Genomic DNA, 19805 nt, shown 5'->3' with positions numbered 1-19805 from the left:
GATAGGCTAGCAGCAGGCCGCTACTTGCCGTTCTCCCGCTCGTTCAAAGCGAGGTTCATCTTCATGCGGAGACGCTTTTGCGCCGCATGAAAGTTCTGTGAGCGCTTGGCCTGGTCGCGGTGCTTCTCCAGCGAACGGAGGCCGATATCGGTGCCTTGATAGGCAGGGTCGGTGACAATCGAAACATCAAAAAGGATGGCCTCTTCGACAGTGCGTAGCGGAGGATCCTGCGTGTCATCCCAACGTTCTTTCACCGCCCGGAACGCGATCGACATCTTGTCCAGATCGCCGCGCTTCATCTTCGGCACGATCCGCGCCACGTCTGGATCGTTCGGGTCGAGCGTGCTTTCCATTTTGATGCCGTGCCCGTCTGCCGACAGCTTCAGCGTGCCTGAACGCGTTCGTGCCAACGGCAAATCACGGTGCTGAATCAGGAATGGCACGTCTTCCTTGCCGATGGACTTGTCGAAAGCGCCAGGTAAAAACACCTCACGGAAGTATCCACCGATCTCGGTGACCTGATTGAACACGGCCGCATATCCGGCAACTTTGACACCATCAGCATCGGCACGGATTTCAGCCGGGATGCCGCCACGACGTTCAATTTCATCCATTGAGATCATCCTTCTGATCGTCATCGAGAGCCGGGCCGGCGCTGTCGCCAAGGCCGCGCGCCGGCAGTTGTCCAAGTTTGTCGATCGGCATCATCGCGCCCTGCATGTGGAGCTCGCCCGCTGCGCCGCCCGTTGCCGGGCGGTTCTCCATCTCGCGAGCCTCATCGGGCGTAAGTTGGCCGGTCTGGATCGCCCGGGCATTGCCTTCCATGCGGCTCTTGAAGTCGCCGCGCAGCAGGCCGTCGAGATTGAGCTCCACGTACTGGCGATTGTTCCAACGCCCGAACAGCTTCAGGTTCAGTTCCTGCTCGAACTGTTTTGCCAGCCGAGTCAGCGTGTGCTTGGTGAGGTGCAGATCCTGCTGCTCTGTGTTCGAGAACGTGCCGTGCGTAAGATCCTGCAAGAACACAGGAGGCAGCGAGTAAATTCGGGCAATCTGCTCGATGATGAAGCGCTGGAGTTCGACCAGCTGCGACTTTTCCGGGTCTGCACCGATAGATTTGATCTCGTGCCCAGTCGGCAGTGAGAGCGCCAGCTTTCGCTTTTCAGCAGCCTCTCTGACTGCCTGCTCCATATCCGTCGAAGAGCGCGCAAGTGCGCCTGGCGAATTGAACGGACCTGTGAGGACAAACGGCGGCACACCGCCATTGTTGAAGAACTTGGCGCCATAGTCGGTGACCGCCATGGCCAGACCGACGGCCTCTTTGTTCGTCAGGATTGGCGAGCGATGCCGCAGCAGGTCACTGTGCAGCATATAAGCCATGTCGATGACTTCGCTGGCGGCATAGACATGCGTTCGGCGGCCGTCGCGATACTCGTAGCTCTTGCGACCATCGACGCGCTTGACGGTCGCCTTGGTCGGGTCCAAGGGCCAAAGATTGGACACCTTGCGGGACGCACTACGCTCGATGAAGGTTAGCCCTCTGCCACCAGTGAACACGGCATCAAAGAACGATTTGCGCCAATCGAACGACGAAGTTTCCTCATTTACCGCGTCATGCAGGATCGCGGCCAAGCCCCCGTTGACCTTCTCCCGGCCCTTTCCGGTTTTTCGATAGAGGACGCACGGCAGGCCGGCGAGCGTCCCGGACAGGAAGTTTACCGCCGCCCAGACAGGCGGCACCCCCAAGGCATTGTCGATCGTAACGCGCTTCCCGCTGGCGGAAATGCCATGCAATCCAAGGAACTCGACAATATTCGACGCCGAGATTGGAACCTTGGGATCCTCGATCGACGCGCGCTGCTCGAGCGCAGCCGTCACAGCAGTCTGAACGGCGGATTCAATTTCGCGCCGGCTTGGTCCAAAGATGCCCATCACGCCGCCTGATATTTGTAGTCGGGATCATCCCAAGGCGAGGTCGCCGGGGTGTTCGCGACTGGATTGAGGAACATCAGCATCGCGGCGTTGAACAACGCCATGAGCATGTCGATCTTGGCCGCGCCGGAAACTTCCTTGGTCACGACATAGTTACTGCCGCGCAGCGTCTGTTTCGCGTTGCCGACATTCCACGCCATGATGTCCTGATCGCCATGGACGAAGCGCCGATCTTCGAGCTTCAGCGGGACGGACGAAACAGCTGTTTGGAGTTTCCAGCCTTGCGTCACAGCCTGGACAAGGGGTTGCTCTAGCTCGGCCGCCTCCAGGGCATCCAACAGCAGCGCCACGCCTGCGCTGTCTAGGCCGATGCCGCCCTTTTCCGGGAGCAAGCCGCTGTCGAAAATTTGTTTGCAAATCGCGGCCGCCGATTCGGCCTGCTCCTCGCCGGTTTTGGAGATGATCAGGTCACCGTCACTTTCGAATTTCCGAAGGCGCGCGGCAATGCCTTTGCGCTGCCCGAAAACGGTAGGGCGGGCCCAGGCCCGCCCCCAGCCCAACCAGCGTTTCGTCTCTTTTTCCCTGCCGATGACGTACAGGGCAGCTAGGTCGTCGGCGCCGCCCCAGTCGATACCGATTGTGCAGACCTCCGACCGGCTAAGCAGATCGTCCAGGCCAGATAGTTGCTCGTCGGCACATGCGTCCCAATACTGCGCGCCTGACCAGCCGTCGCCAGATAGGCCAACACCAATCTCAATGTTGAGATGCTGACTGGCCCAGATCTGTTCGGTTTCCTTCGAAACCTTGCCATTGTTTTCGTAGTCGTCGATCAGGGCCTGGCGGTCGATCGAGCGATCGAGGTTGGGCAGGATCAAGTCCCAATTCTTCGGATTACGCCAGAATTCTTGATCTACCTGCTTCGCGACGGGCAGTTCGTAGAGGATCGGCAGCATAATTGGAGAGGAACCGCCCTTGCCGTCTCGGATCGCCCGCGCCTTATCCAATTCGGTGCGCCAGATGCCTGCCGGCGCTTCATCCGACTGTGTCGTGATCATCAACACCTGGCCGCGCTGCTTGGTGATGCCACCACCGCGAATCTGCTGCATCACGCGCGGCGCCTTCGGCTGCTTTCCAAGTTCATGAACCTCATCGACGATCGTCAGAATCGGGATTTCGCCCGTGACAATCGACGTGTCGAAGGTCTTCACATCGAGCTTGGTGCCCGTCTTTCGCCGAGTGAGGCACTTCAAGTGATCTTGAACCTTGAAGATTGCATCGAGGCGAGAGTCCATCCGGATCATGCCTTGCGCTTGAGCGAAACACCGTTCCGAAATGTTCTGACTCGGCGCAACGATCAGCATCTGCCTGTTCGGCGCTTCTTCCATGTAGAGTGCCGTCAAACCAAGCGCAGCAACGTAGGTCGTTTTCGAGTTCTTCTTAGGAACCATGCAGAGCAGTTCCCAGACCAGGCGCTGTTGGGTTTCCGGATCTTCACTCGCCAGGAACGCGCAAAGGATATCGCGAAACCAGTCGCCGCAAGCTTCAGCCAATGGCGGATTGCCGGGAACATCCGGTAGTCGAAGGCGATTGAAGAACGCAAGCGCCCTGGCTGCCTTTGCCTTGTTCAGCGGCACATCGACCATCGGCGTTTCGCCGGCTTGGATGCGCTCCCACCAGTCCGGGCAGGCGAACCGCGGTAGATCGTCAGCTATGGAGAGCATGCTGCGCTGCTTCTTGTTCCAACTCGGCCATCAGATCCGCATCGGCGTCCATGGCGCGCTGCTCATCGACAACTTTCTTGCCAGGCCGCTCCGGCTTGGAGTCGGACTTTGGGTCCGACCCCATCTTCCGTTCGACTTCCATCCGGTCGTTGCGCTCGAGGAGCTTACCGAACTCCTTGAAAGCGCCGACGTTGCCGGCCTCGGCCATGTCCCACGCCATCTCGAGCCGGCGAAGCTCCAGTCGATCACGAGCAACCTCGCGTTGGCGAAGCTCATAAAAATAATGCTTGTGCAGGGTCGGCAACGTGACGCCCATGGCCGCAGATATCCGCGGATTGGTCCAGCCGAGTGCCACCAACATGCTGACTCTGTTACGTGTTTTCGGCGTCACGTCATGAGGCGGCCGACCGCGTTTGGTCGGGCTCACCACAAAGGGATTGCCGAACAGGTCGAAATTCTCAGTCGTCACGAAAAAAATCCCTGAATGAGGGGGACGCGGGTACGGGCCGGAAGGGCTCCTGGACTTTCGACCCACCCCCCCCGCCTTGGTGGTCAGGGGTGCGCCCGCTCCTGCTTCTGCTTCTCGCTGTCGTGGTAGGCCTTGCTCACCGTCTGGAGATTGTTCTCATCCCAGAACAACGCCTCGTCGCCACGGTGCGGCCTGCGGTGATCGACTACCGGGCTGTTAGGCGCTGGGTGCTTGCCGATGCACAGCACGCCGGTCTGCTTGCAGGTGTAGTTGTCGCGCAGCAGGATCTTCTGCCGTAGCTTGTACCAGCGTGCTGTCTTGTACCAGGCACGCCATGCCACCGTCGTGTCACGCTGTCGAAGCCGTGCCTTCTCATCACCAGGCGCATATCCGATACGTGGAGCCAACGCAGCGATGCGCGGCTTGAGCGATTGCAGCTTCCTGCCCAAGACTTGCACACTCCTAGGCTTCGGTGCCTATGCTGCTACTCAGATATGGAGGGGCGACAAATGGACGTCGATATTGCAGTCAGCATAGTCAGTGCAGGCTCTGCCCTACTTGGAACTCTTGTAGGCGGCGCAATCACATTCGGCCTTCAGTCGTCAGAAAGACGGGCAAACCGAACAGAGAAGCGAGCTGGACTGGCAGCGGGGCTCGCAGCTGAAATCCAAGTCTACCTGAAGATGGTAGAGATGCGACGGTATGATGAACTAGCAAAGCGGCTGCTCACTGTTGCTCGCAGCGGCGTTGATGTCCCTCTAACTGGGTTCATCTCAGCGAATGAAAGGGAGAAGGAAAACTTCCCATTCTATGCAGCGAACATTTCCGACATCGGACTGCTCGGCCCCGATATCTGCCGCGATCTAACCACGTTCCATTCACTAATCGGAGCAGTTCGATCCACCATCATTCGCGCAGAAGATGGCTTCTACTCCAGCCTGTCACCTCAGAGCAAAGCTGATCTGATCGAGGAGGAGTTGTCGGTTTGGTCGCAAATGTCAGCAGATGGAAAGATGTTGGCTGCCAACCTCGTAGCTATTGCCACACGTCCATAGAACCCCATTGCGGTGAAGCTGATCTGCTTCACCTGGGGCTGATGGCGCTTCCCTCGCCTGTGGCGGGTGCGACTCTTTCAGCGCGTCCTGTGCTGACTCGGCTACTACCTCTTGCTGATCTGCGCAAGATCGAGCTCAACCGACACCGCGCGACCGAATATCAGCACTTCGATAACGGCTCGGCCCCTGTCGTCTACCCGGTCCACCACACCAGGGAACGAGGCGAAGGGACCGTCATCGACACTCACCTCATCGCCCACCTGGAACTCCCTGATCATCGCCTCGATCGCTGCCGGATCATTCTCGACATCCGCTCGCAATTTCAACATCTTGGCTTCAAGAATTGCAGCAGGACGTTCAGCCCCACCGAGCACGGCGACAACGCCTGTGATGCCCAGAAGTGCATGCCAGCATGGCGCACAAGACACCACCTTCACGAAGATGTAGCCGGGCAAGAAGGGCACCGTGCGAGCCTTCGGACGGCACAGCCCGTAGCGTCCACGTCGGCGAACGACGATGGTTTCCTGCGCCATCCAGCGCTCGATATTGGCATCGGCAAGCGACTTATCCACAACACAGTCGTAGCCTCTATCGACCTGCAGCACATACCAGCGCGCATCAGGACCATCCATTCCAGCCGCGGCAAGCATCGCCTGCTCGCGACGCGACAATGCGATTCGTCTGTCGCTCTTCTGCCATGCACGATCGATGTTGATAGGCTCGCCCTTCTGGTCGAGCCATACGCGGTCACTCTCACTCAGCTGCCTGCTGCCGCGTACCGCCATCATCGTCGTTTCCCTCGTCGCGAATTGCCTGCTCGAATGCTGTCAGTGTCTCCGGCCCACCGGCCGGGAAGTAGACCACGGGCTGCACGCCGGGATCTGGAATCCACGGCCAGCCACGGGACTGGTGCAGTTCGCGCCAGGCGTCGAAGACATCCGAACCGACCATGACCGGCACCATCAGCGGCTTGAGCCGGTCGGCGAGCTCGGCCCGGACAGGCACGCCCTTTCGGGTGTTCGTGGCCCGCTCGTGCATGGCGTTGACCTGAGGCCAGCCATGCATGGCCCGTCGTGTCCGCCTCGCCTGCTCGCCCTTCTCGTCGTCGCGCTGCAGCTCGGCCGCCATGAACGCGCTGGGCTTCGGCCCCTCGACCGGAGCGACCGTCAGCAACAGCCGCAGCCGTATCGCACTCCACACCGGGCCGAACACCGGGGCATCGACCACAGCCGGCTTGTCCGCCGCCGTCGGCTCCGGCACGTCGGCAAACAGCTTCTGGCCGAAATAGCTCGAAGGCGCCGGAACGTGGCTCTTGCGCTGGGCCTTGAGCAGCGCCAGCCACGGCTTGAACTTGCGCTCGGCCTCATCCTGCTCGTCGGCGGTCAGCGCCAGCCAAAACTTCAGCGCCGGTTCTTTTGGCATGCCGGCGAAGCCAGGCCAGTCCTTGAGCAAGGCCCAGCCGCGAACTTCCGCCTTCTTCCGCTCGTCACGCCCGCCTCTCTCAACAGGTTCCTCTGAAGGTTCCTTTGACGGTTCAGCCTTATAGGGGGGTGTGGGGGGATTGCCGTCAGATGCCGGTGGTGGCGGCGTCAGTTGCCGGTGGTCGCGGCGGCATTCGCCGGTGGTCGCATCCTCACCACCGGCAGCATTCGCCGGTGGTTGCGCAGCCACCGGAGCGGCCTTTTTCGCCGTCGACACGGCCATGGCGAGGCGGATTTCGTCGGCCTGATAGGTGCCACCGGTGCCACGCCGCCGCGCCACGGTCAGCAGACCGGCATCCTCGAGCTTGCGCTTCCAGTCGCGAATGGTGCGCTCGCCCATCTCGGTGTCGGCCATCAGCCTGCTGTCCGACGGCCAGCAGCGCCCGTGCTCGTCGGCATAGTTCGCAAGGGCATAGAGCAACAGCTTGCCGCTCGGCCCGCCGGCCTCGACTGTCGAAACCCATGCCGTTGCCTGCCAGCTCATAGCTCCAGCGCTCCCTGCTGGGGCGTAAGCGCCCGTTCCTGCTCAACGAACATGTCAGGCTGCGAATAGGCCTTGCGGATTCGCTCGCGGGCTATGTCGAAATAGCCCTCGTCGATCTCGATGCCGATGAACTTGCGACCCAACTTGGCGCAGGCAACACCGGTGGTGCCGCTGCCCATGAAGGGGTCGACTATCGCTAGGTCCGCATCGACCATGCGAATACACCACTCCATGAGTGCAATCGGCTTTTGGGTAGGATGCACGCGCGGCCGGCCTCGCTCTGAAGCCTTCATCATCCCATCCCAATGATGACGAAACACGCGTGCGACGCGATCCAGATCCGTCCAGGCTAGTTCGCAGTCGGCGAAGTCGTTGGAATGGCCAGACGCCGCCCGCTTATCCCAACTCAACCAACATGACGACGCAGGGAGCCGATCGGCAAAGTGATTGCCGCCCCAGAGAATATGCTGGGTTCCAACTTCGATGAGAGGTGAAGGATCAAATGGGCGTTCGTCACCGGCAATTGCCACCTTCGCGAACTTGGTGGCGTAGCGACCGCCGCCGATGCCGCTGTTGTTGTTACCACCATGAGCGAAGGCAATACCGTAAGGGGGATCACTGACCACGGCGACGCCCCCCCCCAGCAGCGGCAGCACCTGAAGACAGTCACCCAGATACAGCGTGCAATCGCCGATCTGCTCCATGCGCTTCCATGGGCGGCCCACCCAGTCATGGGTATCGCCACGCAAACGCTTAGCCTCTATGGCTGCGTCATAGCTCTTGCGGGAATCGTCAACCGGGTCGTAGCCATCGTCCATAGTCGCGCTCATCGCCCTGCCTTCCGCCATGCCGCATAAGCGTCACGCAGCTGCCGCCACGCCTCCGCCGACTGCCCGCCGTCATTGAGTTGTTTTCGCGAGGTCACCCCGCAGAGCGACCTCACCTTTTGCGCCGCGCGCTCGGGCGTCAGTGGCCTGGCCAACCCGTGTTCCTGCTCGAGGAAGGCCAGAAACGCCGGCTCCTGGCATTTCATCGCCGCTTCGGCGGCATAGTTCTTCGGGTCGACCTGTGGCTCGCCCTTGCCGCCGTCGCGCCGATCGTGCGCGCCATGGCCGGGCCGCAACGCCCTCCATGCCCTGTCGACCAGGCCGAGCAGGAAGACGATGGTATCCGGCGCGCTGCTGATCAGCGCCATTTCGTCCTTGCTGGCATCCTGATCGAAGCTGCATACGCGCCATTGCCGCTCGGCCATCGGCCCCGTGGCGTTGAGGACGTAGCGGCCATCCGTGTCGTGCACGACGGTCCAGTCGACGCTTTCGAGCGACGCCAGGTTTGCGCGAATGGCCTTCAGCCGCATGGCATCTGGGGAAAGCGGCTGTGCCATCATGCAACCAGCCTCTTTTCCGCGCGTTGGGAGCGATGGAGATCGCCCCGCCCGTTTTGATCAAAGGCCCCGGCTTCGACCTGCGAGAGATCAGGTCGGTACCCGAAGCCATCGAATACCTTGAGGGATGGCCGGCAAACGCTCGCAGCCCGTTCTGGTATCTCGCCAGCAACGCGCTCCACGGTGCCGAAGACGGGTCGATGCAGGTCGAGCATGCCCGCGAGGCCTTCGAGGCATTCTGCAAGGGTGCCGGCGTTCTTCTGGTCTAGCTGGAGCATGGCAGCGTTCACGCGCTTTCCCCCTCGTTCAGTTCCTTGAAAACCCGGCGACCGGAGCGCGTCAGTTGCCAGTGCCGCTTGCCTTCACGGCCGCGCACCTGGTCCACCAAGCCCTTGCGGCTCAGCGCCGCCAGCACGTCGCTGATGCTGGTGATCTCAACGCCGTTGAGGATGATGCCGATCTTGATCAGCTGCTTCCGGAACACGCCGTCCTCGTCGGCATGGAAGCCGAGCACATAGATGACGCCGCACTGGCGCTGGGTCAGGCCCTGCGGAAAGCTCTCCAGCACGCGACGGCCCTGCCCCGGTGCTTCCTCGGCGGCGACGCTGTCACCCATCAGGTCGGCGACGCGCGCAACGTCGTCGACAAGCTTGCTCATCAGCGCCGCCACGAGCACCTGCGGATGGTCGCCACGACGTGCAGCCATCAGCCGAACGCCTTCAGCCAGCGCACCGGGCAGCGCGACATGCAGCGGTGGCGGCGTCATCGTCTTGGGATGCGCGGCTATGTTCATGACGCCACCCCGGCAAACTCGACGAAGGCTTCTCGAATGTCGGCGAACAGCGGGTTGACGTGCCGCCCATCAGGCCCGCGAACGGCGTGCCACTCGGCCCGGCGGATCTCGATGAAGGCAACGCCGAGATCGAACCCGACACGCAGACACGCTGCCTCGAACACCTCTCGATAGCGCCGCAGCACGGCATCAGGCACGATGAGCAGAATGCGCGCCCGAACCTCGTCACTTTCGGCATCGTGCATCTGGCGGATGATCGGCAGCATGGTGTCACCCGTCATCGGCCCGCCTCCCGCGCTTCACGGGAAACGCCTGCTGTAACAGCTTGATTTACAATGCTTTTCAGCGTGTGGCGCGTCTGCTTTTCACGCAGAAGGAAGCGGTAAGGATCGAGGCCCGCCATTTCACAGACCAGCAGGTAGTTCGCTGCCGAAAGCTCCATGCCGTTGCAGGCGCGCGACAGCATCGCGCGGTTGAGCGCCGGCCACATCTCCACAGCCTTGCCATAGGAATAGCCAAGCTCGCGCAGGCGATCAGTCAGGGCGGTGCCGAACTTCTTGCGCTCGATCTCAGCCATGGCGCTGGCCTCCATCGTCGGTCAGCACGATGCCGTGGTCGGACGGGAAATGGCCGAGCACTGCCCACAACCGCACGCGCCGTTCGGCTTTGTGCAGTCGCCCAGCAAGCGCCAAGTGGACGGACCTGACATGCACGCCGGCCAGTCTGGCAATCTCGTGCACGAACTGGCGAAGCGTCAGCCCGGCATCGTCACGCGCAAGCACGGCGCGGCCTTCGAGCATCAGGCGCAACATGGCCGGCGAGTATTCGGGGACGGGCCGGGTCATGCAGCCACCTCGTCGGCTTCAAGGCCCCAAGCTTCCCAGCCATCGCGCGGGGCGCCCCGGCGGTTCAGCTCGATCTTCGGGGTGTTGGGCCACTGCCGTTCGATCCACTCGGCAAACACATCGGGCTTGGCCGAATGTTCGCTGGCGTCAGCTTCGATTGCGAAATCATCGCGCCAGCTCTCCAGCTGGTCGCCCATGGCCGGTGCCACGGGCTTGCCGCGCGTCGCGATCAGCAGCACCTCATGTTTGCCGCGGTTCCAATAGCCGGTGATGATCCGTTGCTTGAGCCAAGCCCAGTGGCTGACATAGCGGCAGCGAGTCTTATTGGGCGCGAGGTAACCCGTCGTCGGGTCGCGATCGATCCACGCGAAGCCCCAGGCGTCGAGCACGCAGATGGCCTCGACCAGCATCGGCACCGTCGCCCACATGAACAACACGCAGTCGGGCGCGGCAATCGCGCCCACGTCGCGGCGCATCAGCGTCAGCAGATCGCTCGTCGGATAGTGGTTGTCGGCGGCACGATCCATGCCCGTGTCGTCGTCATAAGGCGTGAACTGCCATTCCGGGTCGGCGTAGATGACGCCGTATTTCTTCGCAGGCAGCGCCGCCTGCCTGGCAGCGAGTTCGACCTCGCGCACGTTGCGGCGTTCTTTCTTGGCCTGCTGCGCCTCGTGGCGCATGACGGTGGCGGCTGGTGCAATGGCGCGCTTCAGCGCCGCCCGCGTCGGCTCTTCGCCCTCGGTCAAAATCTCGGATAGCACGCGACCGACAATCGTCGGGTCGCTCTGGATAGCGTCGCGGATCTGGCGCGCCTCGAATACCTGCTTGCGCGACAGGCCGATGTCTTCGGCGGTCGCAACCTTGTTCTCGGCCGGAACGATGTCGGTGCGCTGGCCGCGCTTGCCGACCTCGCCGCGCTCCTGCGCGTTGTCGTATTCGTCAGCCAGCCGCCGCTTGGCACCAGCTTCGATTTCCAGTGCATCGGCTTGGGCGCGATGCACTGCAGCTATGACGTCGTCGTGCGCCCGGCGCGCTCGATGGATGCGGGCAGCGCGTTTTGCCGTGTCGTAGGCGGCGCCCGCCTTGTCACGTGCATCGAGCACCTGCGCCGCCGTTTCGGCGGACGCAAGCGCATTCGCTGCCTGGCGCACAAGCGCAGGCAGCGAAGCATGACCGGTTGTGGCGAGAGCCGAAGCGGACATCAGGACTCCGGCGCCCCTTCGAACGAAGGCAGGCCGGTTCCGTCAGCCGCTTGCTTCAGGTCAAAGCCGACCTGTTCGCGGAGGAAGAACTCCCAGCGATAGAGCTGATAGAACCACTTGATGTCGCCGCCAGCGATGCGGTAGCGCAGGCGCGCCGGAATGCGCACCGGATCGCCATCGACGAAGGCCGGCACCGACACCATGAAGATACCGGGAATGACAACCTTTTCGCCCTTGGCGTTCTGGTGCTCTTCGGTGAACTCGACAGTCCGTTCGCCGGTCTGCAGGCGAATGCCCTGCTTGGCTTTTGCAGACACCATCACCTCGAGGTGCCGGGACAGAGACAGCACATCCGACGGCGTCGCCATCGTTTCCTTGAACAACGGTTCATAGGTCGAACGCTCGCCATCAAACGGCGCCGCAAGCTCGGCGGCATGCTCTTCGATGAACGCCGCGAAGCTTTCCTGATCCATCGGCTTGGCACTGCCGTTGACCCAGGCCTTGAATTCGTCGGTGAGCGGGAAGGTGTAGACGACACGATGACCACGGTTGCGCGCGGCGACGCCTTCGCGGTCGTAGTCGAGCACGGCGGTCAGCTTCGGCTCGGGCCAGCTCGTCTTGCCGAACAGAACGGAGTCGGCATCCTTGTGGCGGTTCACCAGGTCGATGAAGCTGGCAAGCGTATTGGTCGAGGCAGTGCCCTTCCGTCTTGCCGGCGCGTCGCGGAACTCTTCGACGAGCCCTTTGACAGACTTGAACGCCTGCGACTTGCGGTCGAATGCGACCGGCAGAGACGAAGGCAGGCCGGCGCCGAGGCCGGAGGTGGTAATGTGCAGGATCGAAGGCGCGGTGCCTTCGGTCGCCAGCGCAGTCACGAGTTCGATGGCATGCGAGTCCAGTTTCTGCTGTTCGGCCATAGCCGTTTCCTTTCAGCGGTTTGAAAATGTGGGGATCAGCCGGTGGCGATTTCGTCGTCGTCGCGCTCGTGGCGATTGACCGCCGCGGGAGCAAACATGTTGATCTGGTTGGGGTGCTCGACCGACAGCGCGCCGTCGATCGTCCAGAAAGGCGTCTTCATGAAGCGCGCCGTGTCGGGCAACTTCACCTTGACGGCGGGGTCGATGTCGATCCGGCCAAGTTCGTAGTTGAACGTGATACTGACAGTCATCACCGCCTTGCCCTTGTCGCCGGGCATGGCTTCCAATGCATCGATGGCGGCGGTCATTTCCTCGTCGAGCTTGCGGGAGAAATCCCCGCGCGACAGCAGGCCGAGCATTTCACGGAACGAGCGCAGCACGCGGCTCATAGGTAAGTCCTTTCGGTTTCAGGGGTTGCACACATGGTCAGGACGCCTTGCCGATCTCGCGTTCGATGCGCTTGGCGGTGCGTTCGAGGCTGTCGACGCGCTCGGCGATCTTCCGGGCCTCGTCGAGTTGCGCATGAACGGAGCGGAGCAAGTTTTTCAGGTCGGTGATGATGGGTGCGGCGTTGGCCAGGAACTCGTCGAACTCGGCGTTCGACCCCTCAGGTCCGAACAGCTCGTCGCGAACCTGCGCCACCCAGGCTCGAGGAACGCCGAGATCGCGAGCAACTGCCGAATCCGTCCAGGGCGCGGAATAGCCGGACTTGTCGTCGAGATAGAGTTCGTCGATCTTGGCGAACACGATGCGCCGATCTTCGCGCGACATAGTGCGCGGCGGCTCGACGGCAGCGACCATCACGCCAGCATCCCGCGCAAGGCAGGAGGGGCAGCGGTCGCCCTTTGCGCGAGAGCCGATCAGCCAGCCGACATTGCGCCAGTGGGTTTCGGCAGGCGCGCAGACAATGGCGTCCTTGTGCCCGCCGCGCGGCGTCTTGAAGAACGCCTGCACATTGCAGCTGCCGCAATCAATGCGCAGCGCGCTATGGCGAGCGCCGTCGCGCTCGATCATCGCAAAGGGAAAGGTCCGGGCGCTCATGCCGCCTCCACCTTCGCCTTGATGGCGGCGATCACGCCTTCGAGGTCGGCAAGCTCTTTCAGCGCCTTGCGCTTTTCGGTTGGTGTAAACTGTCCGTCGGCCAGGCTGTCGTAGATCGTCGCCCGCGCCTCAAAGGCCTCGCGATCGAGCCGCGCCATGTCGGCCAGGGTGATGCCGCTGGCATCCCTGCCCGCCTCCAGCGGCGCCAGCGAAAAGCCAAGCAGCGTGGCATAGGTCGAAAGGATCGGCGGCTCGGCGCCAGCGTCGGCATGGGCCTTGTCGATGTCGAAGGCGACATCGAGCCCGGCCTGTCGCTGGTCTTCATGCGGCGCGGCATACAGCGAGATCATCGCTGCGTTCACGCGGGTGAAGCTGGACACGATCTTGCCACCGCCGAGCGTTTCGACCGCACGGGCAAAGGCCATCTTTAGGCTGGCGCGTTGTTTGTCGGACGAGGGTCGGCTCATCGGGCGGAGACTCCGAAGCGGGTGCGGGACCGGGCGAAAACGGGAAGGTCGACGAGGCAGCCATCGACGAGCTGCAAATCGGTCGATTGGCAATTTGCGTGACGGTTGACCGCCGGGCGGTCAAAGTCGCCCAGTAAACCGGGGAGACCGACATGGCATTCGGCGTAGTGACAGACCGCACGGGAAATGACCTCCCCGTCCGAGATCTGCTCGGCCTCGGAAACGAGGCGCACGAGCACGCGCACATTGTCGGAAAGGTCGGCCGCGCCGAAGGCGGGAGGGGATACCTCCGGCGCGGCCTGTTTTCCCGCCGGGGAGGAGGTCGGCAGGAAACTGCGGCCAAGCAGGCGGTCGCCTTGCATGGCCAGGAATTGAAGGTTGGGGCGCGGCTTCATGGCCGGGCCTCGACTGCTGCCGGCTTCGGAAGGTCGTGGCGTCGGTCGGCAATGGACTGGAGAAGCTTCCGCGCCGGGCCTCGCGGCTTCGTCGTGCCGTTCTCCCAATTGGAAACAGTGCTCTGGTCAACGCCGACTTCTACAGCAAGCGCGGCTTGGGTCAGGCCCAACTCGGCGCGCATCGCTTTGATGTCAATTTCCCGTTCCATGGCGCGAGTTATGGAAAACTCATAGTTCGTTGTCAATGAGTTTCCCATATCCAATTATGGCAAAGTCACAGGTATGGAATTACACGAACGCCTACAGGCAGCGAGAAAACAGGCAGGATTTGAATCAGCAGCCGACGCAGCGGCTGCGCTCGGCGTGCCCTACCCGACCTATGCGGGTCACGAGAATGGCAGCTCAGGATTCAGGGCCGATAAGGGCGAACTGTATGCTCGCCGCTTCAAGGTGCGCTTCGAATGGTTGATGCGCGAGATCGGGCCAATGGTGGATCTGGCGTCTAAGTACCGCGAGATCCTGGTGGCGTTCGATAGTCTTCCGACGGACCTTCAAGACTCGTACGCCGATGTTCTGCGCAAGCTTGCAGAGCCTTTCCAACAGCAAGAGCCTGTCCGAGAACATCCTCGGGTAACAGCAAAACCAACTTGAGCACAGCGTCGCGCTCGTAGATCTTCCTGAGATCATATGGAGTTGGCGAAGCAATAGCACGGAGTTGAGCCATTGCGGCAGAGCCACGTTCCTGCCTACGCTCGAACGTGATCATGTCGCACAACCGTTGCTGTCCGGATCTTCCGTCTCCGATCTGATCAAAATGCACCCCCGTACGCCTTCTCACGGACATCATAGGAACCTTTTCCTCTAGAACTGTCAACTCACATCCGTGACGGCAGTTGCCCATAGGGCTTTGGCATGCGCTAGCAACCACTTAACGCCATGGCTCAACCTTTAACGATGCTACGCAATTCAAGAGGAGATTAGTACCACTTCGTATTACATCGGTCCAAAAATGGGACCATTTCAGCAGAGCGACCTTTCGGCCATAAAGTCGACATGTCGCAGAATGCCACCAGCTTCCACGTTAGATTGCCCGAAAGCTTGAAAGAACAGCTACAGCGAGCAACGGAAGGCAACGGTAACAGCCTCAACCAAGAGATCGTCACCAGGCTTCAACGGACCTTCCAGCCAGATCCCGCTCTCCGTTTGGCAGATGACGCCCGCCCGTTCTTGGATGGGCTCAGCGAGAAGGATCAGGCCGCTGCGATCGGCATGATCGTCGGACTTCTCGGCCTCGCATCGAAGCCACGCAAACGCCGCTAACCGCCCACACCGCACGACCAGGTCGCGATATGCCATAGTTCGACGCTATGACTTTTCCATATTTTAGCTTGACCGATTTATGAGTTTTCCATAATTTCTGCTCCGTAGTCATCTAGGAGCAATGCAAATGATCACGATCCAGCAGAAGTTCGCCGCCCCGATCCCGACACGCGGCTTCCCCAAGCCCTCACCTCAGGCCTCGACTGTCAGCCGCATGGCGCAGACGATGCTCGAACTGGCCTCCAATGGCCGCATCGTGGACCAAGAAGCGCTCGTCCAGGCGGGTTTCACCCGCGTCGAGATCACCTCGCACTCCGAAGCCGCTGCCGACATCGCCAACGCTTCCGGCCGCGCGGGTTGACACCATGGGCGCCCGCGATGCTCTCGCCAGCCTGCGGCGCAAGCAGGCCTTCGAACCGGCATCGCGCGAGCTGCTGCTTTCGCGCCGCCACGCCCGGCTACTCGCCGACAACCCCGACGCCCCGCCGCGCGATTACGCCGAAGAGCCGCAGCCTTTCGAGGCAAAGCCGATGTTCGACCTGTGCGAAGCGATCCTGATCGGCGGCATGGTCGTCACCCTCGGCGCGGTGCTCATCTGGCACGCTGTGAGGCTGCTATGGATATGAGCGCCCGCGAAAAGCTCGAAAAAGCGAACGCCGCCATTTCCATGGCCGCGATGATGCTCGCCAGCGTCGCCCCAACGCTCGAAGAGTTCATGCGCGAATGCCGCGACATGGAAAGTGTCGGCGTCTTCCTCAAGCCGTCGCTGTTCATGGACCCCGAGCGGCGGGCCACCGAGGCCCTTATGAAGCCGCTCTATCAAGCGGCACTGTCGTTCACCCAGACCTACAAGACCCAGCTCGCAGCGGCTGCAGCCGGCGCTTTGGAGAAGGTCAACGCCCATGGCTGACCTCACCCCGACCAAGCCAGGCTACTACTGGGCAAAATGGCGCAAACCCCTGCCCGGCACGCGCGACGCCGCCGAACTCACCCCGTCCGACAGATGGGAGCCCGTCCAGGTGTTCGAGAACGCCCTCGACGATCAGGATCCTGAATATCTGATGGTCGAAGTCGGCGGCGTCGAGAAGGCGCAGAGCCTCGACGGGTTCGTCTGGGGCCCTGCGATCGCCCCTGTCCTGATGACGGGAGGTAAGAATGGCTGATCATTCCCTGATCGAATGGACCGACGCGACATGGAACCCGATCACCGGCTGTTCCGTCGTCTCACCAGGTTGCACCAATTGCTACGCCATGAAGCTCGCCGGCACGCGGCTGAAGCACATTCCCAGCCGGAAAGGCCTGACACGCGACAGCAAGGCCGGCCCTGTCTGGACCGGCGAAGTCCGTCTAAACGAAGAATGGCTCGACCAGCCGCTGCGCTGGAAAGCGCCGCGCAGGATCTTCGTCTGCGCCCATGGCGACCTGTTCGCCGAGAACGTGCCCGACGAGTGGATCGACCGCGTCTTCGCTGTCATGGCGCTGGCGCCGCAACACACCTTCCAGGTGCTGACGAAGCGAGCCTCCCGGATGCGGGAGTATTTGACGGCGCCGGGAATTGTTCGCCGCATCTATGAGTTGGCGTGCGATCTGGTTATCGACCAACGCCTGAACATTGTCCTTCTCGCTCCGGGCATCACGCCACCCGACCCCAGCCTCGCGCCGAACGCTCCGCGCGTACTGCTGGACCGATGGCCGCTGCCGAATGTCTGGCTGGGCGTGTCGGCCGAGGATCAGCTTCGCGCCAACGCGCGCATTCCCGAACTGCTCGCCACGCCGGCAGCGGTCCGGTTCCTCTCGGCAGAACCGTTGCTGGGACCGATTGACCTTCATGAATACTTGCTTGGCTTCCCGGCCGGACATCCTGCCGGTTGCGCCTGCGGCCACGGTCACGGCTTCAATCGCTGCCGCAACTACGGCAAGGTGTCACCGACCTGCCACAAATGCAGCTGCGACCATTTCCGCAAAGCTTATGGGAGCGACGGCGTTCATTGGATCATCGTCGGCGGCGAGAGCGGTCGGGGTGCCCGCCCCATGCATCCAGCATGGGTCCGTAGGATCCGCGATCAATGCGCCACCGCCAGCGTGCCGTTCTTCTTCAAGCAATGGGGAGCATGGGCCGATTTCACTGATATCGAACCCAAGCCAGTTTGTTCCGAGGACCGCATCTTCACGGCTACCGGCAATGTGATCGGCGTCGGCGTGGACCACGGCCGCAAAGGCATGGTCGATCCTGAGTGGCAGAACCAGGGGGCGGCATGGATGGGTCGCGTCAGCAAGTCCTACGCTGGCCGGCTGCTCGACGGTGTCGAGCACAATGCCATGCCGGAGGTGTCGTGATGGCTGTCTATGTCGACAACATGCGCGCTGCCTTCGGCCGGATGGTCATGTGCCACATGTGGGCCGACACGCGCGACGAGCTCTTTGAAATGGCTGATCGCATTGGCGTCGCCCGTAAATGGTTCCAGCGCCCCGCCAGCGTCAACCTGCCGGGCATGAATGCATCGTGGGAGCATTTCGACATCGCCATGTCAAAGCGGGCGATGGCTGTGAAGGCCGGCGCCGTCGAAACCGACAAATACGGCCCGATCGAGCACACCGCGCGGCTGCGGGGCAATCAGAAGCTTCTGGACCAGATAGCCGAATGCCGGGCGCTCGGCTTCGGCAAACCATCGCAAGGTGAATTGCTATGATCGAGCGTCACGAAGGCTTACAGCAGATCGTCTGCGACAGCTGCCCCGCTGCATTCCCCGAAACCTACGCCGACGCCGATTTCCGCATCATGATCGCCGAGGCCAAGGCCAAGGGCTGGCGCATCAGCCAGGCAAAGCCCGATGCTGACAGCCGCGACACGTCCGATTTGTTCGGCGCAGCGCCGCGCGTAGCCGGCAAGGAACGCCAGCCCTACACCCACACCTGCCCGGCCTGCCAAGCCAAGCCCCAGCCGCAAGGGAGGTTCCTATGACCGACCGCCCCATCATCTTTTCGGGCCCCATGGTGCGCGCCCTGCTCGCCGGCACGAAGACGCAGACGCGTCGCGTAATGCTGCCGCAGCCATACGCGCTTGATGGCCGGCCGGGCTACTGGAATGCCAGCGGCACTGTCGGTGGTCGCATCTGCATCAACGATCGAGCGCTGCTCGACTTGCATCGCAAGCCCAAGCCCGGCGACCACCTCTACGTTCGCGAGGCTTGGCGTACCGAAAGCCGAGCATATGACGACCTGGCGCCATCGGACATGGGCGGCGAGGAAACTGTCATCTTCGAGGCGGATGCCGATTGGAAGCACCACAAGACGGTGGGGCGGCTGCGCCAAGGCATGCACATGCCGCGATGGGCATCACGCCTTACGCTCACCGTGACCGAGATCCGCGTTCAACGCCTGCAAGAGATCAGCGAGGCCGACGCGATAGCAGAGGGTTGCGTCCCTGATGACGCAAGCCACAACCCGAACCACATCGGCCCGGCTCGGTCGTTGTTCGAGGGGCTGTGGGAAGGCCTCAACGCCGCTCGCGGCTACGGCTGGTACACGAACCCCTGGGTGACTGCCACCACCTTCACCGTCGAGCGCCGGAACATCGACGAGGTGCGCAGTTGAGCGACTTCGGCGAACTCAGCGAGGAACGCCTGGAACGCGGCCTGATGGTCGCGGCCTATGTCGTATCGCGCCACGGGGCGAAATACGCCCCGCTCTTCGCCCGCCTCGAGCGCGAGCTGGCAGAGTTCCGGGCGCGGGAAGATCCTGTCGCCAGGGCACGCCGCTACCTTGAAGCCCATTCAATTGGTGCAATCGGCAGTAAAGTCGGTCTGCCTTCTCAATAGGTCTCAGCCAGATATTCGGCTGCAATCTGTGGAACGCCAAAGCGTTCCTTGCAGGCATACTGGGCGATCTTCAGGACCGAATCGGGCTGACCTCGCATCTCGTGCAGCACGCAATCGAAGTAGTTGTCTGGTCGAGCGGCCCAAAGCCAGACTAGCACGACTGCCGTGACAACAGTTGCAAGCCCTAGCACAAGCTGCTTCGAAATAACCACGGCTCTGCCCCCCCTGTTACGGCACCATTGATAAGCTCGCGCATGATAAAGATGCAACGCCGCATGGTGCTTGCGCCGCGAAAAACCCTCGGTCACTATGCCCGTTGGATACATGGGGAACCGCTCGCATGACTTGGAAAGTAATAGCAAAAGCCACAGGTGCGCCGGGGGAAGCATCTACGGCCCCCGTTCACTGTGACACCCCCCAGCGAACTGCCGAAATCTACTCGGATCTTACAAGCCGTGGCTACAAACGCGTCTGGATAGAAGAC

34 protein-coding genes are annotated in these 19805 nt (G+C 61.9%); 13 read left to right on the top strand and 21 right to left on the bottom strand.

Translation table 11 applies throughout. The annotated features are described in order from the left end of the window. Nucleotides 1-20: 20 nt before the first annotated feature. From N7E70_RS15930 to N7E70_RS15910, 5 genes are all read right to left on the bottom strand, one after another. A complete protein-coding gene (locus N7E70_RS15930; RefSeq protein WP_263006930.1) occupies nucleotides 21-614 on the bottom strand; it encodes an HK97 family phage prohead protease in 594 nt (197 codons plus the stop codon). Continuing rightward, nucleotides 607-1929 carry a phage portal protein gene (locus N7E70_RS15925; RefSeq protein ID WP_263006929.1) on the bottom strand — a complete coding sequence of 441 codons (1323 nt, stop codon included), beginning with the start codon at nucleotides 1927-1929 and terminating at the stop codon, nucleotides 607-609. The genes N7E70_RS15930 and N7E70_RS15925 overlap by 8 nt, the downstream gene beginning before the upstream one ends. Then, on the bottom strand, nucleotides 1929-3650 hold the full coding sequence (locus N7E70_RS15920; RefSeq protein WP_263006928.1) for a terminase TerL endonuclease subunit: 1722 nt from the start codon (nucleotides 3648-3650) through the stop codon (nucleotides 1929-1931). The genes N7E70_RS15925 and N7E70_RS15920 overlap by 1 nt, the downstream gene beginning before the upstream one ends. Next, nucleotides 3634-4119: a hypothetical protein gene (locus N7E70_RS15915; RefSeq protein WP_263006927.1), complete on the bottom strand. Its 486-nt coding sequence runs from the start codon at nucleotides 4117-4119 to the stop codon at nucleotides 3634-3636. Before N7E70_RS15915 ends, N7E70_RS15920 begins: the two co-directional genes overlap by 17 nt. Before the next feature lie 83 nt (nucleotides 4120-4202). After that, on the bottom strand, nucleotides 4203-4568 hold the full coding sequence (locus N7E70_RS15910; RefSeq protein ID WP_263006926.1) for an HNH endonuclease: 366 nt from the start codon (nucleotides 4566-4568) through the stop codon (nucleotides 4203-4205). Nucleotides 4569-4628: 60 nt separating this feature from the next. Here N7E70_RS15910 and N7E70_RS15905 point away from each other — a divergent pair, with 60 nt between their 5' ends. After that, nucleotides 4629-5174: a hypothetical protein gene (locus tag N7E70_RS15905; RefSeq protein WP_263006925.1), complete on the top strand. Its 546-nt coding sequence runs from the start codon at nucleotides 4629-4631 to the stop codon at nucleotides 5172-5174. A gap of 104 nt (nucleotides 5175-5278) precedes the next feature. Here the strand turns inward: N7E70_RS15905 and nusG are convergent, their stop codons facing one another. Genes nusG through N7E70_RS15885 form a run of 4 tightly spaced genes read right to left on the bottom strand, consistent with a single transcriptional unit; the run spans nucleotide 5279 to nucleotide 8496 of the window. Continuing rightward, a complete protein-coding gene (nusG, locus tag N7E70_RS15900) occupies nucleotides 5279-5962 on the bottom strand; it encodes a transcription termination/antitermination protein NusG (protein ID WP_263006924.1) in 684 nt (227 codons plus the stop codon). Beyond that, entirely contained in the window at nucleotides 5928-7139 is a 1212-nt protein-coding gene (locus N7E70_RS15895; RefSeq protein WP_263006923.1) for a helix-turn-helix domain-containing protein, read from the bottom strand. The genes nusG and N7E70_RS15895 overlap by 35 nt, the downstream gene beginning before the upstream one ends. Next, nucleotides 7136-7957, bottom strand: a complete 822-nt coding sequence (locus tag N7E70_RS15890) for a DNA-methyltransferase (protein WP_263006922.1) — start codon at nucleotides 7955-7957, stop codon at nucleotides 7136-7138. The genes N7E70_RS15895 and N7E70_RS15890 overlap by 4 nt, the downstream gene beginning before the upstream one ends. 8 nt (nucleotides 7958-7965) lie before the next feature. Continuing rightward, the gene (locus N7E70_RS15885; RefSeq protein WP_263006921.1) at nucleotides 7966-8496 is read right to left on the bottom strand and encodes a hypothetical protein; all 531 of its coding nucleotides are present in this window, start codon (nucleotides 8494-8496) and stop codon (nucleotides 7966-7968) included. Nucleotides 8497-8558: 62 nt separating this feature from the next. Between N7E70_RS15885 and N7E70_RS15880 the strand changes: the two genes are divergently transcribed. Continuing rightward, a complete protein-coding gene (locus N7E70_RS15880; RefSeq protein ID WP_263006920.1) occupies nucleotides 8559-8792 on the top strand; it encodes a DUF982 domain-containing protein in 234 nt (77 codons plus the stop codon). Nucleotides 8793-8809: 17 nt separating this feature from the next. Here N7E70_RS15880 and N7E70_RS15875 read toward each other — a convergent pair whose 3' ends face one another. Genes N7E70_RS15875 through N7E70_RS15825 form a run of 11 tightly spaced genes read right to left on the bottom strand, consistent with a single transcriptional unit; the run spans nucleotide 8810 to nucleotide 14428 of the window. Continuing rightward, nucleotides 8810-9316: a hypothetical protein gene (locus N7E70_RS15875; RefSeq protein WP_263006919.1), complete on the bottom strand. Its 507-nt coding sequence runs from the start codon at nucleotides 9314-9316 to the stop codon at nucleotides 8810-8812. Continuing rightward, a complete protein-coding gene (locus N7E70_RS15870; RefSeq protein WP_263006918.1) occupies nucleotides 9313-9597 on the bottom strand; it encodes a hypothetical protein in 285 nt (94 codons plus the stop codon). The genes N7E70_RS15875 and N7E70_RS15870 overlap by 4 nt, the downstream gene beginning before the upstream one ends. After that, nucleotides 9594-9893 (bottom strand): hypothetical protein, encoded by a 300-nt coding sequence (locus N7E70_RS15865; RefSeq protein WP_263006917.1) that lies wholly within the window; start codon nucleotides 9891-9893, stop codon nucleotides 9594-9596. Before N7E70_RS15865 ends, N7E70_RS15870 begins: the two co-directional genes overlap by 4 nt. Beyond that, a complete protein-coding gene (locus N7E70_RS15860; protein ID WP_263006916.1) occupies nucleotides 9886-10161 on the bottom strand; it encodes a hypothetical protein in 276 nt (91 codons plus the stop codon). The genes N7E70_RS15865 and N7E70_RS15860 overlap by 8 nt, the downstream gene beginning before the upstream one ends. Next, the gene (locus N7E70_RS15855) at nucleotides 10158-11363 is read right to left on the bottom strand and encodes an S-adenosylmethionine-binding domain-containing protein (RefSeq protein WP_263006915.1); all 1206 of its coding nucleotides are present in this window, start codon (nucleotides 11361-11363) and stop codon (nucleotides 10158-10160) included. The genes N7E70_RS15860 and N7E70_RS15855 overlap by 4 nt, the downstream gene beginning before the upstream one ends. Then, nucleotides 11363-12280, bottom strand: coding sequence for a YfdQ family protein (locus N7E70_RS15850; protein WP_263006914.1), 918 nt, complete (start codon nucleotides 12278-12280; stop codon nucleotides 11363-11365). Before N7E70_RS15850 ends, N7E70_RS15855 begins: the two co-directional genes overlap by 1 nt. A gap of 35 nt (nucleotides 12281-12315) precedes the next feature. Further along, on the bottom strand, nucleotides 12316-12669 hold the full coding sequence (locus N7E70_RS15845; RefSeq protein WP_263006913.1) for a hypothetical protein: 354 nt from the start codon (nucleotides 12667-12669) through the stop codon (nucleotides 12316-12318). A 37-nt stretch (nucleotides 12670-12706) separates the two neighbouring features. Then, on the bottom strand, nucleotides 12707-13321 hold the full coding sequence (locus N7E70_RS15840) for a hypothetical protein (RefSeq protein ID WP_263006912.1): 615 nt from the start codon (nucleotides 13319-13321) through the stop codon (nucleotides 12707-12709). Beyond that, complete coding sequence (locus N7E70_RS15835) at nucleotides 13318-13788, bottom strand: hypothetical protein (protein WP_263006911.1); 471 nt, start codon at nucleotides 13786-13788, stop codon at nucleotides 13318-13320. The genes N7E70_RS15840 and N7E70_RS15835 overlap by 4 nt, the downstream gene beginning before the upstream one ends. Next, nucleotides 13785-14183: a hypothetical protein gene (locus N7E70_RS15830; protein ID WP_263006910.1), complete on the bottom strand. Its 399-nt coding sequence runs from the start codon at nucleotides 14181-14183 to the stop codon at nucleotides 13785-13787. Before N7E70_RS15830 ends, N7E70_RS15835 begins: the two co-directional genes overlap by 4 nt. Continuing rightward, nucleotides 14180-14428 (bottom strand): helix-turn-helix domain-containing protein, encoded by a 249-nt coding sequence (locus N7E70_RS15825; RefSeq protein ID WP_263006909.1) that lies wholly within the window; start codon nucleotides 14426-14428, stop codon nucleotides 14180-14182. The genes N7E70_RS15830 and N7E70_RS15825 overlap by 4 nt, the downstream gene beginning before the upstream one ends. A 37-nt stretch (nucleotides 14429-14465) precedes the next feature. On the opposite strand from N7E70_RS15825, the gene N7E70_RS15820 reads away from it, so the two are divergent. The 11 genes from N7E70_RS15820 (at nucleotide 14466) to N7E70_RS15770 (ending at nucleotide 19321) form a co-directional block, all read left to right on the top strand. After that, the gene (locus tag N7E70_RS15820; protein ID WP_263006908.1) at nucleotides 14466-14834 is read left to right on the top strand and encodes a helix-turn-helix domain-containing protein; all 369 of its coding nucleotides are present in this window, start codon (nucleotides 14466-14468) and stop codon (nucleotides 14832-14834) included. Nucleotides 14835-15236: 402 nt separating this feature from the next. Further along, nucleotides 15237-15503 carry an Arc family DNA-binding protein gene (locus N7E70_RS15815; protein ID WP_263006907.1) on the top strand — a complete coding sequence of 89 codons (267 nt, stop codon included), beginning with the start codon at nucleotides 15237-15239 and terminating at the stop codon, nucleotides 15501-15503. A 127-nt stretch (nucleotides 15504-15630) separates the two neighbouring features. Further along, nucleotides 15631-15864, top strand: a complete 234-nt coding sequence (locus N7E70_RS15810; RefSeq protein ID WP_263006906.1) for a hypothetical protein — start codon at nucleotides 15631-15633, stop codon at nucleotides 15862-15864. Nucleotides 15865-15868: 4 nt separating this feature from the next. Continuing rightward, a complete protein-coding gene (locus N7E70_RS15805; RefSeq protein WP_263006905.1) occupies nucleotides 15869-16129 on the top strand; it encodes a hypothetical protein in 261 nt (86 codons plus the stop codon). Continuing rightward, nucleotides 16120-16413 (top strand): hypothetical protein, encoded by a 294-nt coding sequence (locus tag N7E70_RS15800; protein ID WP_263006904.1) that lies wholly within the window; start codon nucleotides 16120-16122, stop codon nucleotides 16411-16413. Before N7E70_RS15805 ends, N7E70_RS15800 begins: the two co-directional genes overlap by 10 nt. Then, a complete protein-coding gene (locus tag N7E70_RS15795) occupies nucleotides 16406-16666 on the top strand; it encodes a hypothetical protein (RefSeq protein WP_263006903.1) in 261 nt (86 codons plus the stop codon). Before N7E70_RS15800 ends, N7E70_RS15795 begins: the two co-directional genes overlap by 8 nt. Beyond that, on the top strand, nucleotides 16659-17840 hold the full coding sequence (locus tag N7E70_RS15790; RefSeq protein WP_263006902.1) for a DUF5131 family protein: 1182 nt from the start codon (nucleotides 16659-16661) through the stop codon (nucleotides 17838-17840). Before N7E70_RS15795 ends, N7E70_RS15790 begins: the two co-directional genes overlap by 8 nt. Before the next feature lie 20 nt (nucleotides 17841-17860). Beyond that, nucleotides 17861-18193 (top strand): DUF4031 domain-containing protein, encoded by a 333-nt coding sequence (locus N7E70_RS15785; RefSeq protein WP_269441401.1) that lies wholly within the window; start codon nucleotides 17861-17863, stop codon nucleotides 18191-18193. Further along, nucleotides 18190-18465: a hypothetical protein gene (locus N7E70_RS15780; RefSeq protein ID WP_263006900.1), complete on the top strand. Its 276-nt coding sequence runs from the start codon at nucleotides 18190-18192 to the stop codon at nucleotides 18463-18465. Before N7E70_RS15785 ends, N7E70_RS15780 begins: the two co-directional genes overlap by 4 nt. Continuing rightward, nucleotides 18462-19097: a hypothetical protein gene (locus N7E70_RS15775; protein WP_263006899.1), complete on the top strand. Its 636-nt coding sequence runs from the start codon at nucleotides 18462-18464 to the stop codon at nucleotides 19095-19097. The genes N7E70_RS15780 and N7E70_RS15775 overlap by 4 nt, the downstream gene beginning before the upstream one ends. Continuing rightward, complete coding sequence (locus N7E70_RS15770; protein WP_263006898.1) at nucleotides 19094-19321, top strand: hypothetical protein; 228 nt, start codon at nucleotides 19094-19096, stop codon at nucleotides 19319-19321. The genes N7E70_RS15775 and N7E70_RS15770 overlap by 4 nt, the downstream gene beginning before the upstream one ends. Here the strand turns inward: N7E70_RS15770 and N7E70_RS15765 are convergent. Then, nucleotides 19315-19710: a hypothetical protein gene (locus N7E70_RS15765; RefSeq protein WP_263006897.1), complete on the bottom strand. Its 396-nt coding sequence runs from the start codon at nucleotides 19708-19710 to the stop codon at nucleotides 19315-19317. The genes N7E70_RS15770 and N7E70_RS15765 overlap by 7 nt on opposite strands. Nucleotides 19711-19805: the final 95 nt, after the last annotated feature.

Source organism: Aminobacter sp. NyZ550 (genome assembly GCF_025628925.2).
Classification (GTDB): domain Bacteria; phylum Pseudomonadota; class Alphaproteobacteria; order Rhizobiales; family Rhizobiaceae; genus Aminobacter; species Aminobacter ciceronei.
This window is presented reverse-complemented; position numbering and strand designations above follow the sequence as displayed.